13 protein-coding genes are annotated in these 15573 nt (G+C 55.9%); 11 read left to right on the plus strand and 2 right to left on the minus strand.

Annotated features, from left to right (window positions below):
* The 3 genes from H8E27_06585 to H8E27_06595 form a co-directional block, all read left to right on the plus strand.
* A partial coding sequence (locus tag H8E27_06585; GenBank protein MBC8325276.1) for a hypothetical protein occupies positions 1 to 668 on the plus strand: 668 nt, incomplete at its 5' end.
* An 81-nt stretch (positions 669 to 749) separates the two neighbouring features.
* On the plus strand, positions 750 to 2927 hold the full coding sequence (locus tag H8E27_06590; GenBank protein ID MBC8325277.1) for a DUF1559 domain-containing protein: 2178 nt from the start codon (positions 750 to 752) through the stop codon (positions 2925 to 2927).
* Positions 2924 to 4339, plus strand: coding sequence for a sulfatase-like hydrolase/transferase (locus H8E27_06595; GenBank protein ID MBC8325278.1), 1416 nt, complete (start codon positions 2924 to 2926; stop codon positions 4337 to 4339). The genes H8E27_06590 and H8E27_06595 overlap by 4 nt, the downstream gene beginning before the upstream one ends.
* Positions 4340 to 4416: 77 nt before the next feature.
* On the opposite strand, the gene H8E27_06600 is transcribed toward H8E27_06595, so the two are convergent.
* Entirely contained in the window at positions 4417 to 5595 is a 1179-nt protein-coding gene (locus H8E27_06600) for an NAD(P)/FAD-dependent oxidoreductase (protein MBC8325279.1), read from the minus strand.
* A gap of 137 nt (positions 5596 to 5732) precedes the next feature.
* Between H8E27_06600 and H8E27_06605 the strand changes: the two genes are divergently transcribed.
* The 8 genes from H8E27_06605 to H8E27_06640 all read left to right on the plus strand — a co-directional run bounded on the left by H8E27_06605 (position 5733) and on the right by H8E27_06640 (position 14479).
* Positions 5733 to 7145, plus strand: coding sequence for a sulfatase (locus H8E27_06605; GenBank protein ID MBC8325280.1), 1413 nt, complete (start codon positions 5733 to 5735; stop codon positions 7143 to 7145).
* A gap of 40 nt (positions 7146 to 7185) precedes the next feature.
* Positions 7186 to 8655 (plus strand): sulfatase-like hydrolase/transferase, encoded by a 1470-nt coding sequence (locus H8E27_06610; protein ID MBC8325281.1) that lies wholly within the window; start codon positions 7186 to 7188, stop codon positions 8653 to 8655.
* A gap of 4 nt (positions 8656 to 8659) precedes the next feature.
* Positions 8660 to 9118, plus strand: a complete 459-nt coding sequence (locus H8E27_06615) for a VOC family protein (GenBank protein MBC8325282.1) — start codon at positions 8660 to 8662, stop codon at positions 9116 to 9118.
* A gap of 82 nt (positions 9119 to 9200) precedes the next feature.
* Positions 9201 to 9758, plus strand: a complete 558-nt coding sequence (locus H8E27_06620) for a hypothetical protein (GenBank protein ID MBC8325283.1) — start codon at positions 9201 to 9203, stop codon at positions 9756 to 9758.
* 130 nt (positions 9759 to 9888) lie between these two features.
* The gene (locus H8E27_06625; GenBank protein MBC8325284.1) at positions 9889 to 11058 is read left to right on the plus strand and encodes an SGNH/GDSL hydrolase family protein; all 1170 of its coding nucleotides are present in this window, start codon (positions 9889 to 9891) and stop codon (positions 11056 to 11058) included.
* Positions 11059 to 11130: 72 nt separating this feature from the next.
* Positions 11131 to 12159, plus strand: a complete 1029-nt coding sequence (locus H8E27_06630; GenBank protein ID MBC8325285.1) for a TauD/TfdA family dioxygenase — start codon at positions 11131 to 11133, stop codon at positions 12157 to 12159.
* Positions 12160 to 12163: 4 nt separating this feature from the next.
* Positions 12164 to 13009, plus strand: a complete 846-nt coding sequence (locus tag H8E27_06635) for a 1,4-beta-xylanase (protein ID MBC8325286.1) — start codon at positions 12164 to 12166, stop codon at positions 13007 to 13009.
* A gap of 129 nt (positions 13010 to 13138) precedes the next feature.
* A complete protein-coding gene (locus H8E27_06640) occupies positions 13139 to 14479 on the plus strand; it encodes a sulfatase-like hydrolase/transferase (GenBank protein ID MBC8325287.1) in 1341 nt (446 codons plus the stop codon).
* On the opposite strand, the gene fbaA is transcribed toward H8E27_06640, so the two are convergent.
* On the minus strand, positions 14480 to 15514 hold the full coding sequence (gene fbaA, locus H8E27_06645; GenBank protein MBC8325288.1) for a class II fructose-bisphosphate aldolase: 1035 nt from the start codon (positions 15512 to 15514) through the stop codon (positions 14480 to 14482).
* Positions 15515 to 15573: the final 59 nt, after the last annotated feature.

Genomic DNA, 15573 nt, shown 5'->3' on the forward strand with positions numbered 1-15573 from the left:
ATGCACGCGCGGCAATGATGCAGCTCATCGGCATGTTCGCTAACTATGTTTCGCACCAAGTCATCCTCGTCAAGCGGTTGCCCGATGGCTTGTTAGTGGACAACCGCGCTACCGAAGGCGGCTTGATGGCCGGTGGCGGAGGAGGTGCCGGCACCGTGGCCACGTTGGGCATTCTCTCCAGCATGCTGCTCCCCGCGTTGGCCAAGGCTAAGGCTAAGGCCAATGCCATCAAGAGTGTGAATAATACTAAGTCTCTGGGCAGGGCGCTCATATGGACCGCAGAGGTTAATGATGGAAAACTTCCTGTAGCCAATCGCTGGTGCGACGCCATTATGCCGGAGGCACAGACGCGCAAGATTTTCATCTCGCCTCAGGATCCGTTGGCCAATGCGCACATGGAAAGAAATAAGGCATTCAGCTCCTACGCGATGAATGCCGCTGTGGCGGGCAAAAACTTGGATGAATTGTCGCCTGATACGGTGATGGTTTTCGAGTGCCCGTTGGGCTGGAACGGCTCGGGCGGCTTGGTGGACATTCAGCGTGCCCGCGCCCGTCCGGGCAATTATGGCAGTTTGTCGACCATCGCCGTGACGATGGCTGACGGCTCCAGCCGTCAGGCGCGCTTCGTGGAATTGGGCCGGTTTAACTGGACCGGCCAACGGCGCTAGTTTTTTGTTCCCACACCGCCAGCGGGATTTTTTCCCGCTGGCTTTTTTTGTGTCCTTTTGTCAGAGTGATCACCTCCACCGATGGAAATTTATGTCAAACGTGATGACGGGCAGTTTGGGCCATTTTCGCCCGAGCAAATTGAGGAATGCCTTGCGAGCGGGGCGTTGATCGAGACAGACATCGCTTGGCACGCAGCCTTGCCGGATTGGGTGCCGGTGACGGAAATTCTGGGCACGTTGGATGGCGGTGACGCATCGGTTCCATCAAAGAAGGACGCACCCGCCAAAGCATCACCCGCTAAAACGTCACCTGTCAAAAAGGGTGGAAGTAAAAAATTACTGGTTGCCGGCGTGGCAGCAGTCGTGGTGCTGGGTGCGGCGGCGGCGGTATTGATTCCTAAATTTCTTGGCGATCAAGAGGGGAACCCCCCTTCGGAGAATCAGCCGGGAAAGATTGCCGGTACTCCTAAAACCAACGCGCCGTCAGTGGGCGTTCCTGATCGGGTTGGAAACACAAATTCGCTCTCCGTGCCGCTCGCGCCCAACGGACCTTCGAGCACTTCCTTTGAAGCGGTCACCCAACACCTCGATACCGGCGGCAGTTTTTATTTTTACCTCAGCACCGATGAAGCGCAGGGCTGGGTACGGACGGGTTTTGATGAAGGCGGAAAATTGCTGGAGCAGTTTGGCCCGATGCTCGGCGAGGACGGCGCGGGGCAGGCGGCAACGGGATTGGCTGCCGCCAAGGCATTGTACACGGGCATCGGATTGGACGCCATTGACGGCATCGGCGCAAGCACGCGCAGCCTCGGCGGCGGTCTCAAGCGAAACGTGGCCATGCTCCATCGCGATCCCGCCAAGGGCGAGGGCATTTTGTGGAAAGCCCTCGGCGCCGCGTCGCACGATTTGGACGGACTGAATCTGATGCCCGCAGATACCGTGTACGCCTATCACGGCGATCTTGATGTGGCAGCCATACTCGCTTGGGCGAAAACGATGGTAGCCACCCATCTGCCCGTTGAGGTTACGGAGCAATTCGATGCGATACTCGCCCATCCTCCGGCACAACAAGCCCTCGGCACATACGACGGCGAAGTGGGGGTGTATTTCACGTTGGACTCAGAGAAGATGTTGAAACTGCCCAATCGAGTTGTCGGCGCCACATTGCCCGGCGATGCGCCTGCAATTCCCGGCGGCGTGCCCGCCGTGCCTGGCGAAGGTGGAAAGGAACTCGAAATCCCCGAACCGGGATTGGTGCTCACTCTTAAAGTGAACAACGGTGATTTGATCGCTATGCTCCAGGGCATTACCGAATCGATGGGAATGCCTTTGGTGGAGGTTGATCTCGGTGGAGTGAAAGCATTTCAATTTCCCCAACCCATGCCGTTGCCAGCGCCGGGGATGATCGTGCAGCCGGTGGCATTTCAATCGGGCGGCTACTTGGTGCTGGCAAGCAGCCCCGCACTGGCGGCCAAAGTGATCGCCGCCCAAGCCAATCCGGATGCCGGCCTGCGCGGGACAGCTGAGTTCAAAAAACTTACCAAAGGTATGGAGTTAAAAGGTAACCAGTTCACCTTCATGAGCAGTCGCGTCAAAGGATTGTACAGCGGCATGATTAAACAGGCTCTGGCGGCCGAGGCTGCAATGTTGCCGGAGTCCGTGAAAAATCTGGCGGTGCGCTTAATGACCCTTGGCATGAGCGGGCAAGTATCCATCCTGAAAATATTACCCGAAGGATTCCTCATTCATTCGCACACCGAAGGCATGGGGTACGATTCGGCAGTGCTCGGGGTGGGCGCCGTGGTGCCCGTCGCCGTGGTGGCGGCATTGGTACTGCCAGCGATTCAGAATGGCCGTTCCCAGGCGCGGGAAATTCATAGTATGAACAACCTCAAACAACTCGGCGTTGCGATTCACGCTTTCCATGCCGACCACGATCAACTGCCCGACGCCGCCAAGTGGAGCGATGCCCTGTTGCCAATCGTGGGCAATGAAAGAGCGGTGTTCAATTCGCCCGCCGATCCCGGTGCTGAAGGGAGTTCGTATGCATTCAACAAAAACCTCAGCGGCATCAAGCTCGAGACCCTTCGCGAGGCTGCGCGCACCGTGGTGTTTTTCGAAAGCGACCTTGGCTGGAACGGTGCCGGTGGCATCGAAGACGTGTTTACTCTAAATGATAATTACCTCATCGGCTTCGCCGACGGCCATGTGGAACGGGTGTCGTTTGATGCTCTCGAAAAATTAAACTGGACCCCATGATTCGAAGCGCTCTGATCGCGTTTATGTGTGTCGTGCCATTCTTGGTCACAGCGGCAACCCCCAACATTATTCTCGTCATGTGCGACGACCTCGGCTGGGGTGATGTGGGGTTTAACGGAAACAAAATAATCCAAACGCCGCACCTCGATGCGATGGCGAAAAACAGCCTACGTTTCGAGCGGTTTTATGCGGCGGCACCCGTGTGCAGTCCCACGCGCGGCAGTTGCCTCACCGGACGCCATCCCTTCCGGTACGGTATTTATTTTGCCAATACCGGCCACATGAAAACGGAAGAGCTGACTTTGGCCGAGTTGCTGCAAAAACATCATTACGCCACCGGCCACTTTGGTAAATGGCATCTCGGCACGCTTACCCAAATCGAAAAGGACGCCAACCGCGGCGGCCCGCGCGGCGCGAAAAATTTTTCGCCGCCACAGGTCAACGGGTTTGATGTGTGTTTTTCCACTGAATCCAAAGTGCCCACGTGGGATCCGATGCTCCGCCCCGAAACCAGCAATAGCCGCACGTGGTGGGATCCGGCCAAACACAACGTACCGTACGGCACCGCGTATTGGAACGAGAAGGGCGTGCGCATCACAGAGAATCTGCGCGGTGACGACTCACGCGTGATCATGGATCGCGCCGTTCCGTTCATCCGCGCAGCGGCAAAAAAAGAGCAACCTTTTTTCACCATCGTGTGGTTTCACGCGCCGCATCTTCCTGTGGTTGCCGGACCGGAACACACCAAGCTCTACGCCAAACACAAAAAATTCGAGCAACATTATTTTGGCTGCATCACCGCGATGGACGAACAAATCGGTCGGTTGCGAAAAGAACTTCGCACGCTCGGCATCGCCGATAACACACTCGTGGCCTTTTGCAGCGACAACGGCCCCGAAGGGCAGGCCGGCAAAAACCCCGGCAGTGCCGGTCACCTAAGCGGCCGCAAACGCTCGCTGCTCGAAGGCGGCATTCGCGTGCCCGGCCTCATCGAATGGCCCGCCAAAATTAAACCCGGCAAAACCGATATCCCCGCCGTCACCAGCGATTATTTACCGACAATCTTGGAAATCATAAGCGCGAAGCGCGCCGATAAACGCCCGCTCGATGGAATAAGTTTGCTGCCACTCTTCGAGGGCAAAATGAACGAACGCAGCCAGCCCATTGGATTCCAATCTGGAAACCAAGCGGCGCTCATCAGCGATCGCTACAAAATATACAGGAACGGCGACCGGAAAAAAGAATCGGGTAATGCTTCGAAAATAAAATTATTTGATCTCAAAAGAGATCCATCAGAGAAAAACGACATAGCCCATCAACACCCGGACCTCATCAAAAAAATGATCGCGACTCTCGAGCAATGGCGCAAATCCTGCCGCCACAGCGACGTCGGCGGGGATTACAAAAATTGAGCTGGAGAAATTGAACACAGATACTCACGATGTGCAGGATAACACCCCATCCTGTATATCCTGCACATCAGTTAAAATCAAACCGCTTCCCCGGCCGCGTGGCCGCTGGCCCAGGCCCATTGGAAGTTGTAGCCGCCGAGCCAGCCGGTGACGTCCACCACTTCGCCGATGAAATACAGCCCCGGTACCGAGCGACATTCCATTGTTTTGGAGGACAACGTATCGGTGTCCACGCCGCCCACGGTGACTTCCGCTTTGGCGTAGCCTTCGGTTTTGGAGGCCAACAATTTCCATTCGCACAAATGTTGCACGAGTCGCTGGCGGTCGGTTTGTTTCATTTGGGCCATTGGTTTGTACGGCGAAAATTGTTTTGCAAATTCATATGCGAAGCGTTTGGGAAACCATTGTTCCAGCCAGCGATCGGGCGTTTGGCGAAAATGCCGCGCGGCTTCCATTAGCGATCCGGTGTTTTCATCCGGCAATAAATTCAGCGTGAATGATTCCCCATCCGCGCAGTAATTGGACACCTGCAAAATCGCCGGGCCACTCAGGCCGCGATGGGTGAAGAGCAGGTTTTCGCGAAAGGACTGCCCGCCCGCGGTGGCAATGCAGTCAGCCGAAATGCCGGTGAGTTTGATGAATGGCCATGGCGCGCCATCTTCGAGCCGCGGAATGATGGGCACCAAACCCGGGCGCGGATCAATGATGGGCACGTTGAATTGCTCCGCAACTCGATACCCGAAATCCGTGGCGCCCAACGCGGGAAACGAAAGTGCGCCAGTGGCGATCACCAGCGATTTGCATTCAACATCGCCCTGTGAAGTTTGCAGCCGGAATCCGTTGTTCGCTTCGAGCGAATCCACCTCGCAACCCGAGAAAATTTTAACGCCCGCATCGCGACATTCGTGATTGAGCAATCCCACAATTTCCTTTGATGAGAATTTGCAAAAAAGTTGGCCCAACGTTTTCTCGTAAAACTCAATACCGTGTTTGCGAACTAACTTAATAAATTCACTCGATGGATAACGCGACAGCGCCGAGCGACAAAAATTCGGGTTATTGGAAATATAATTATCCGGCCCCGCATCGAGGTTGGTAAAGTTGCAACGGCCTCCGCCGGAGATCAGAATTTTTTTACCAATCCGTGCGTTATGTTCCAACACCGCCACCGAGCGCCCGCGGTGCCCGGCGGTCATCGCGCACAACAGCCCCGCGCCTCCCGCGCCAATGATGATGGCATCGAATCGTTGGTTCATTTTAAATCAAGTGGACTCACAATCACGGAATCAGTCATACGCCGTCACCTTTTCGGCGCATGGAGAAAGCGTCAAGCGCGGAGGATGAAATTTTAGCCTTTTGACCGCGCCTCCAGCCCACTAAATTTGGGCCGCTTATGAAAAGTTTTTTCTTCACATTCATCGCGTGGATGGCTTTGGGCACAATTGCTTTCGCTGCCAAGCCACCCAACATTGTCTTTTATTTCATCGATGACCTCGGCTGGACGGATGTGTCGTTTATGGGGTCGAAATATTATGAGACGCCGCACGTGGATCGGTTGGCGCGGGAGGGGATGAAGTTTATGAGTGCGTATTCCAATGCACCTAATTGCGCTCCGAGCCGCGCGTGCCTGATGAGCGGCCAGTACGGCCCGCGGCACGGGGTTTACACGGTGGCCAATTCCGATCGCGGCAAGGCAGAGTTTCGCAAGTTGATCCCCATCAAAAACAAAACTGTGCTCGAGGATAAATTCGTAACTCTCGCCGAATCGTTGAAAGCTGCGGGCTATGTGACCGCCACGATGGGTAAATGGCATCTCGGCACGGATCCCACCACGCAGGGTTTCGATGTGAACATCGCCGGCAAACAATGGGGCAGCCCCAGCGGCGGCGGTTATCATAGTCCGTACCATTACCCGAACCTCGTTAATCGCGAAAAGGGCGAGTATCTCACCGACCGCCTTGGCGCGGAGGCGTGCAAATTCATCGAGGCCAATAAGGACATACCATTCTTTTTGTACCTCACGCATTATGCCGTTCACACGCCCATTCAGGCAAAGGCGGAACTCACGGCGAAATACAAAAAAAAGAAACCCATCGGCGGCCACAACAATCCGGCATACGCGGCAATGGTTGAAAGTATGGACGACAGCATCGGCGCGGTGCAGGCAACGCTCAAGCGATTGAAGCTCGATGACAACACGATTGTGATTTTCTTTGCCGACAACGGCGGGCACGGCGGCGTGACGTCAAATGCTCCGCTGCGTGGTTCCAAAGGAATGCTTTACGAAGGCGGCATCCGCGAACCGCTCGCGGTGAAATGGCCGGGCGTCACCCAACCCGGCAGCACCTGCCACGTGCCGGTCATCGCCGTGGATTTTTATCCCACGCTGCTGGAAATCGCCGGAGCCAAGCGGCCAAAGAATTATCAACTCGATGGAGTCAGCCTAACGCCGTTGCTGCGTGATGCCTCCGGATCACTTGGGCGGGACGCGTTGCACTGGCATTTTCCGTGTTACCTTCAGGGCTACACTCCCCGCCACGGTCCGTTTCGTACCACACCTGCTGCGGCCATCCGTATGGGCGATTGGAAACTTATCGAGTTTTTTGAAGACGGCAAACTGGAGTTGTATAATTTGAAAAACGACCTCAGTGAAAAAACCGATCTTGCCAAAGAGATGCCTGCGAAAATCAAAGAACTACACACCGCAATGTTGAAATGGCGCAAAGCCACAAACGCCCCTGTGCCCACGGAGAAAAATCCGTTATTTGATCCGCAGGCCGTTTCTAAAATTCACGGACGTAAATAAGTTTGCTCGCCCGGGTGGATTGCGCGAGCATTGCGCATCCATGAAACATTCTGTGATTCACTTATTGGGCCGGCTGTTGTTGGCGATTCTATTGGCCGCGCCATTGCTTTCCCGCGCGGCGGGCAAGCCGAATGTGCTGTTCATCTTCGCCGATGATATGTGCTACGAAGCGGTTGGCGCGATGGGGCTCACGGATATTGACACGCCCAATCTCGACCGGTTGATGAAGCGCGGCACCACGTTCACGCGCGCGTATAATATGGGTTCGTGGAGCGGCGCGGTGTGTGTGGCCAGTCGGCATATGCTCATCACGGGTCGTTACATTTGGCGCGCGCAGGCGGCTTCCAATCTCTTCGCCGGCAAGGCAGATGCGGCGAAGCTTAAGGCGCGGCAAACGGAATTTGACGGTCTTTGGCCGCAAACAATGAAGCGGCAGGGTTACCAAACTTTTTTCACGGGCAAATGGCACATCCGCGCCAAGGCCGATGATGCCTTTGAGGTGGCACGAAATATTCGACCCGGGATGCCGAACCAAACGCCCGCCGGTTACAATCGACCCTTACCCGGCAAGCCCGATCCGTGGAGTCCGTTTGACAAAAAATTCGAGGGCTTTTGGAAAGGCGGAAAGCACTGGAGCGAGATTGTCGCCGATGACGCCATTGATTACCTCGGCATTGCAAAGAAGGACAAGCGCCCATTTTTTATGTACATCGCCTTCAACGCGCCGCACGATCCGCGCCAGGCGCCGAAGGAGTACATCGACAAGTATCCGCTCAAGCGCATCGAGTTGCCGAAAAATTTCCTGCCGCAGTATCCGTACAAAGATCAAATCGGCAACCCGCATAGCTTGCGCGATGAACGCCTCGGACCGATGCCGCGCACGGAGCATTCGGTGAAAGTTCATCGCCAAGAATACTACGCTATCATCGAGCACCTCGACGCGCAAATCGGGCGCGTCCTCGACACGCTCGACAAAAGCGGCCAGGCCGACAACACCTACGTTTTCTTCAGCGCCGACCACGGGCTCGCCGTCGGTCATCACGGTTTGTTTGGTAAACAAAATTTGTACGAGCACAGCACCCGCGTGCCCTTCATCGCCGTCGGCCCGGGCATCAACGCGGGCACGAAAATTGATGCCCCCATCTATTTGCAGGACGTCCATCCCACTTCGCTCGAAATCGCCGGCGCCAAGCCCGCCGATAAAGTGGAATTCCACAGCCTCCTCCCGATGCTCAAGGGCAAGTCAACGAAGCACGCCTACAATGCCATCCACGGTGCTTATCTCGGTGTGCAACGCAGCGTGACGGTTGATGACTGGAAGCTCATCCTCTACCCCGCCGTCAACAAGGCCCGCCTTTACAACATCAAAGCTGACCCGCTGGAAATGAACGACCTTGCCCACGACGCCAAACAGGAAAAGCGTATCTCTCAACTCTTCGCGCGGATGCTGAAGCTCCAAAAAGAAATGGACGATAAGCTCGACCTAAAAAAATCGTTCCCGAAATTGTAGCGGCATGTTTGAACCGCGCATCAGCATCATTACGCTGGGAGTCGCCGATATGGCGCGGGCCATCGCCTTCTACCGCGACGGCCTTGGCTTCTCCACCGACATCACCGAAGCCACCGCAGACTGGGCCATCTTCCGCACCGCCGGAACGCGTTTCGCATTGTATCCGAAAAAATTGCTTGCGAAAGACATCGCCGCCGATCATCCACAAACCGGCACCGGCTTTGGCGGCATCACCCTCGCGCACAATGTCCGCACCGAGGCAGAAGTTGCCGAGGTGCTCGCCTTTGCCAAATCGGCTGGCGGAAAAATATTGAAGCCCGCTCAAACAGCAGAGTGGGGCGGCCATAGTGGTTACTTTGCTGATCCCGATGGATACCCGTGGGAAATCGCTTTTAATCCGAATAACATTTTTTCCGATGACGGCACAATTTGGGGCGGTTCTCTTGGCCCGATGCCTAAATGAAATCAACTCTGAGAATGGCTCAACTGGAAATCCGGTGGCAAAGAAAAATAAACCAAACAAAAACAACAACCCAAAGAAAACAATGAAACTAAACATCATCATCACCCTCGCCCTGATGCTGGGCGCATTCGATGCGTCCGCCCAACAACAATCGAAAAAAGAGGCCAAACTTTTGGCGCTGCTCGACAAATCGTTTGATAAGGAACAGACGCGCATTTTTAATGGACGCGACAAAAACAAAGACGGCGCAATGTCACTCGGCGAATTCAACAGCCTTTACGGCGAAGGTGGTGCCAAAAAGTGGTTGGCCATCTTCAAAAAGCACAGTGGCAAAGACAACGCTTTGAGCGTGACTGAATTTCAGGCCGTGCGACGCGACATTCATCTTGGCGGAGGTAATGGCGAACGCGGCCCCTCATTGGAGGCAAGGATTCGCGGCGACAAACGAGCGCGGTTGTTTAGCACATACGACAAAAGCAGCGACGGTAAAGTGACCGAGGCCGAATGGGGCCGGATGTTCGAAGGCGGCGCCAATGCCGGACGGAAGGCACAATTCCGTGGAGGCGACAAAAACAGCGACGGCTCGTTGGATATGATCGAGTGGCTTGAAATGCTACTTTCCCCGCCAGGCCGTGAGTAATTAATCCTCGGAAAAATGTTCACCGTCTCCCGGCGATGTCGGGAGACGTTTTTTTTGTCTTGGAGGCGGTGTCAAAAAATCATGATTCTTTTCTCTGTGCTCTCTGTGCCTCAGTGGTTAAAATCCCCGCGTGAAAATCCTGATATTCCTAGCAACACTGTGCGCGGTTTCCAGCCAAGCGGTTGCCGCAAATCGCAACATCATTTCGCGTGGCAACTTGACCAATTCACAGTTGCAGTTTGCGAGCGGCACGGGGCGCGTGGCCTTTATGGGGGGGTCAATCACACAGATGAACGGATATCGGCCGATGGTGATGGCTTGGCTGCAAAAGCGATTTCCGAAGACAAAGTTTGAATTTATCAATGCGGGAATTTCGTCGACGTGCTCTACGACAGGCGCGTTTCGGTTGCGATCGCAAGTGCTGGCGGAGGGGCGGGTGGATTTATTTTTTATCGAGTTCGCCGTGAACGATGATCAGGACGCGGCCCACGCGCGGCGCGATTGCATCCGGGGATTGGAAGGCATCATCCGCCAAGCGCGAAAAGCGCAGCCGAATATGGACATCGTGGTCACACATTTTGTGAATCCCGGAATGCTCGCCCAACTGCGTGCCGGCAAAGTGCCGCTCGCCATTGCGGCGCACGAGACGGTTCTGAAGCGGTACAACGTCTCCACGATTTTCCTCGCGCGCGAAGTGGCCGATCGCATTGACGCGGGCACGCTCACGTGGAAGGAATTCGGCGGAACGCATCCCAAGCCTCCGGGCAACGCGATTGCGGCCGCGATGATTGGGCAGCTTCTCGATTCTACGTGGGCCAAAAAATTAGACAAGAAACCTGTCGCTCACGTTCTGCCCGCGAAGCCGCTGGATGAGGGGAGTTATTTTGACGGCCATTTTCGTTCGCCTGCCGAATCTGCAAATGCGGCGTGGACGTGGCACGTGCCGGATTGGAAAAAGATTCCCGGCAGTTTTCGCAGCAACCCTTTTGGCGGGATGAAATTGCTGACGTCAACGGAGCCCGGAAAAGGGACCACGGTGAAATTCAAAGGCCGTGCCCTCGGCGCGTATGTTTTAGCGGGGCCGGATGCGGGTGTGCTGGAAGTGAGCGTCGACGGCGGCGAATGGAAGCGCGTGGATTTATATCATCATCACAGCCGTGGTCTGCATTACCCGCGCACGGTGATGTTCGCCGCCGATTTAAATGCCGGCACCCACACGGCCAAGCTTCAATTGAGCTCCAAATCCAACCCGCTTAGCAAAGGCACGGCGGCCCGGATTTTGCAGTTTGTTGTGAATTGACCACAAAGCACAGCGAACACAGAGAATTTTAAAAAGTATTTCACTGTGTTCTCTGAGCCTCTATGGTGAAAAATGAAAGCCACCATTTCAAATTCGATAATTGATCACCCTGGTCTCTGGCGGGGCGAGGAATTGTGGCGGCGGGATGACTGGGAGGTGCGGCTTTCGGACGATGAATTGCGGCAGCTTGAATCGGCCGCGGCCAACTGCGCCAACATAGAGGTGGAGGCGATCGGGCCGGATGATTTTGTGCTCAGCGATTTGACTGGCCGATTGGAGGCGATGCAACGGCGGCTGGAGGACGGGGCGGGGTTTGCCTTTGTGCGTGGTCTGCCGGCGAACTGGCTTGATGAAGGGCAGTTGCGGCGAATGTTCTGGGGCATTGCGTTGCACTTGGGCTCGGCGGTTTCGCAAAGCGCGGAGGGCGATCGCCTCTTCAGTGTGGCGGATGCAGGTTACGCGCCGGAGGACGCCCGCAGCCGCGGGCCGAACACCAGCCGCAAGCTCAGCTTCCACACGGATCGATGTGATGTAATTGGCTTTTGCTGCCACCGGCAGGCGAAGAGCGGCGGCGAAAATTACGTGGTGAATTCGATGGCGATTTACAACGCCATCCTCAAGCAACGGCCGGACTTGCTCGCCGTGTTGCGCGAGCCGTTTTATTACCTGCGCCACACTGTGGATGGCGGCAACGACCGGTCGTGGTGCCGGCAGCCGATCTTCTCTTTTTGCGAAGGGCACTTTGCGGCGAACCTGTTGAGGGTGTTGATCGATCGTGCCCATACGCATCCGGATTTGCCGGACCTCACGCCCGAACAAACCGAGGCGCTCGATCTTGTTGAGTCGCTGGCGAGCGATCCGGCATTACACGCCACCTTTCGGCAGGAACCCGGGGATATGGTGTTCCTGAACAACTGGGTGACGTTACACAAACGTTCGGCCTTCGAGGATTGGCCGGAGCCCGAGCGGCGTCGCCACATTCTGCGCATCTGGCTGAGCATGCCCAACAGCCGCCCGCTTGACCCGATGTTTGCCGACAACTACGGTTCGGTAGAGGCCGGTGCCTTGCGTGGGGGTATGAAGGCAAAGATGGAGAATTGATTTTATGAAGCTACTTGCAACCGGATTAATGCTGATCTTGGCCGGCGTGTTGGCCGCGCAGGATGCGCCCAAGGAGGTGCGGCACGCCACCTTCAGGAGCCCTTCGATGGGAGTGGAGGTGGGTTACTGCATTTATCTGCCGACACAGTATGCGGCGAACAAAAAAAATCGGTTTCCGGTGGTCTACTATTTGCATGGGGGTAGGCCTGGTAGCGAGATCAAGAGCGTGAAACTGGTGTCTTGGATTCATGCCGCCATGAAAGCAGGCAAGGTGGCACCGGCACTTTATGTTTTTGTTAATGGAGGCCCGGTGAGTCACTACAATATGGGGAAGAAAGGCCAGATGGGCGAAGACGTCTTCATCAAGGAGCTCATCCCGCACGTGGACGCAACCTGCCGCACCATCCCGAGGCGCGAAGGACGGGGGGTGGAGGGCTTCTCGCAGGGTGGGCGCGGCACCGCTCGAATTATGTTTCGCCATCCGCACCTTTTTGTTTCAGCAGCACCCGGTGGGGGCGGTCATGCGACTGAGAAAAGGATCTCTGAGGAAGGAGGTCGCGAGAGTGACAAGCTTATCTTTGCCAAGGGTGACAATACGTGGGACTTGGCCCGGAAATATGCACGCAACCCCAAACCCAAACTCAATATTTTGGTTCATGTGGGTAGCAAGGGATTTAATTACCAGAACAACCTCGAATGGATGGAACACCTGAAGCAACTCAAGATTCCCTTTGAGCATCTTATTATTCCCGATGCTCCGCATAGTGCCACAAAGATTTATGAGAAAAATGGACTGGAAATCATGCGTTTTCATGCCGCACATTTTAAAAAGGCACTCTCCAGCAAGTAGTCCGCTCATCTCTTCTCCCCCCAACAGCATTTACACCCGTGTTGGTGAGGCGTAGGGTGGCGGTGGTGGGGTTTGACTTCGATCTTCAAGCGAAGGAAAGGCCAACAAACGTTGAGTGACTGAATAATTATGATGCAATGGAGTTTAATACTAGCAGGATGTCTGGCGTTGCTGTTGCCCGCAGCGGAACGGCCGAATGTCGTGCTCATCTTCACTGATGACCAGGGGATGAATGATGTGGGGGCGTATGGCAGTGAGATCGCCACGCCGCATATCGATTCACTGGCGCGGGATGGGGTGAAGTTTTCGCAGTGGTATGTGGCGTCCTCGATTTGCACACCGTCGCGGTTTGGGTTGTTGACGGGACAGTTTCCCACGCGGTCGCGTGACGGGCTGTTAAGTGCGCTGATGTTTCTCGGGGATAAAAAACGGGGGATTCAAAAAGGCGAGGTGACGTTTCCGACGTTGTTGCGCAAGGGAGGCTATCATACGGCGCTGATTGGCAAGTGGCATCTCGGCCACGGCGCGAATGCGTTTCTGCCCACGCGGCATGGGTTCGCGGAATTCATTGGGCACACGGGCGGGTGCATTGATTTTTACACCATGCGGTACGGCATTCAGCGGGACTGGTATCACGGCGAGAAACACGTGGACGAATACGGCTACGCGACGGAATTAATCACCGATGAGGCGGTGGCGTTTTTGAAGCGGCAGAATAAGGGCCAGCCGTTTTTCCTGCACCTCGCTTATAACGCGCCGCACTTCGGCAAGGGCTGGGATCCGACGAAGAAACTGGCGGTGAATATCATGCAGCCGCACCCGAAGGATTTGTCTCGCGTCGGGCACATCACCGATCCCATCCGGCGGGCGTTCGCGGCGAAGGTGGTGAATTTGGACGACGGCATCGGCCGCGTGTTGGCGGCGCTGAAAGCCAACGGGCAGGAGCGTGACACGCTGGTGATTTTCATGACCGACCACGGTGGTGATTATGAATTCGGCGGGAGCAACAAGCCCTTCCGCGGCGAGAAGGCGACGCTCTTCGAGGGCGGCATTCGCGTGCCCTGCCTGATGCGTTGGCCGGGAAAAATCAAGGCCGGCAGCATGAGTGATGCGGTGTTGAGCGCGCTGGATTTGTTCCCGACGCTCTGCGCGCTTGGGAAAGTAAATCTCGGTGACCGGCCGGTGGATGGCCGAAATATCACCGGTATTTTATCGGGCGTGCAGAAGACTTTGCCCGCTCGCGAGCTCCTCTGGCACACCGGCTCCCACGCCGAGTTGAAGCGCGGCGAGTGGACGGCATTGCGACAGGGGGACTGGAAATTTTTGGAGACGGCGGAGGGGGAACAGTTTCTCTTCAATCTCGCGCAGGATCCGCATGAGAAGGCGAATCTCAAGGCGCAGCATCCGAAGCTCTTCAACGATTTGCGTAAGCGGAGAGATGCGTTGTTGAAGGAGTGCTTGCCGAAATAATTATACTGTCCCGGCGATGGATTTGCCGGTGCTCTCAAGATCGTCACAGGCTTCCACAAGGCGAGCGGCCATCGCTTCCTCGCCCTTCTTCAGGTAGGAGCGCGGGTCATAAACCTTTTTGCTGCCGACTTCTCCGTCGATTTTCAGCACGCCTTCGTAATTCGTCATCACGTGGTCGGCAATGGGGCGGGTGAAACTGTATTGCGTGTCGGTGTCGATGTTCATTTTGATGACACCGTATTCGAGGGTCTCTTTAATTTGATGTTTCTCGGAGCCGCTGCCGCCGTGGAAAACCAAATCGAACTTCGCGGTCTCGCCGTGTTTACCGATGACGGCGTCCTGCCCTTGCTTGAGAATCTCGGGGCTGAGCTTCACCGCGCCGGGTTTGTACGCGCCGTGCACATTACCGAAGGTGGCGGCGAACATGTACCGGCCAAGGCCGTTGAGGCTTTCGTACACGGTGAGCATATCCTCGGGCGTGGTGTAAAGTTTTTCGGCGGGCGTGTCGTCGCTGCCGGCGGAGCCATCTTCTTCGCCGCCGACGACGCCGGCTTCGACTTCGAGAATGATCTCATTGGCGGCGCACAGCTCGAGGTATTCCTTCGAGATCGCCATATTTTCTTCTAATGGCAAAATCGAGGCATCGAGCATATGGCTTTGGAAAAGATTTCCATTTCCGGCAGCGCGGCGCTTGGCGGTTTCGGCGATGAGCGGTTTGAGAAAATCAGCGGCTACTTCCGGTTGGCAATGATCGGTGTGCAGACCGATGAGCACGTCATATTTTTCCGCGAGCCGATGGGCTGCCTCGGCGAGGACGATGCAGCCAAAGGTGGCGTCCTTCACATTGAGGCCCGAAGCGAACTGGCCGCCGCCGGTGGAGAACTGAATGATGCCATCGGATTTCGCGTCGGCAAAGGCCTTGAGCGCGGCGTTGATGGTGGTGATGGAGGTGACGTTAACGGCGGGATAAGCGTAGTCGCCCGCTTGGGCGGCATCGAGCATCGCAGCGTATTGCGTGGGTGTGGCAATGGGCATAATGGGTTCCGCGCCATTCGAGGGCGGAAAGCGCCGGAAAGTAGGGGGTTAGCGGAGAA

The sequence above is a fragment of the Limisphaerales bacterium genome (assembly GCA_014382585.1).
Classification (GTDB): Bacteria; Verrucomicrobiota; Verrucomicrobiia; order Limisphaerales; family UBA1100; genus JACNJL01.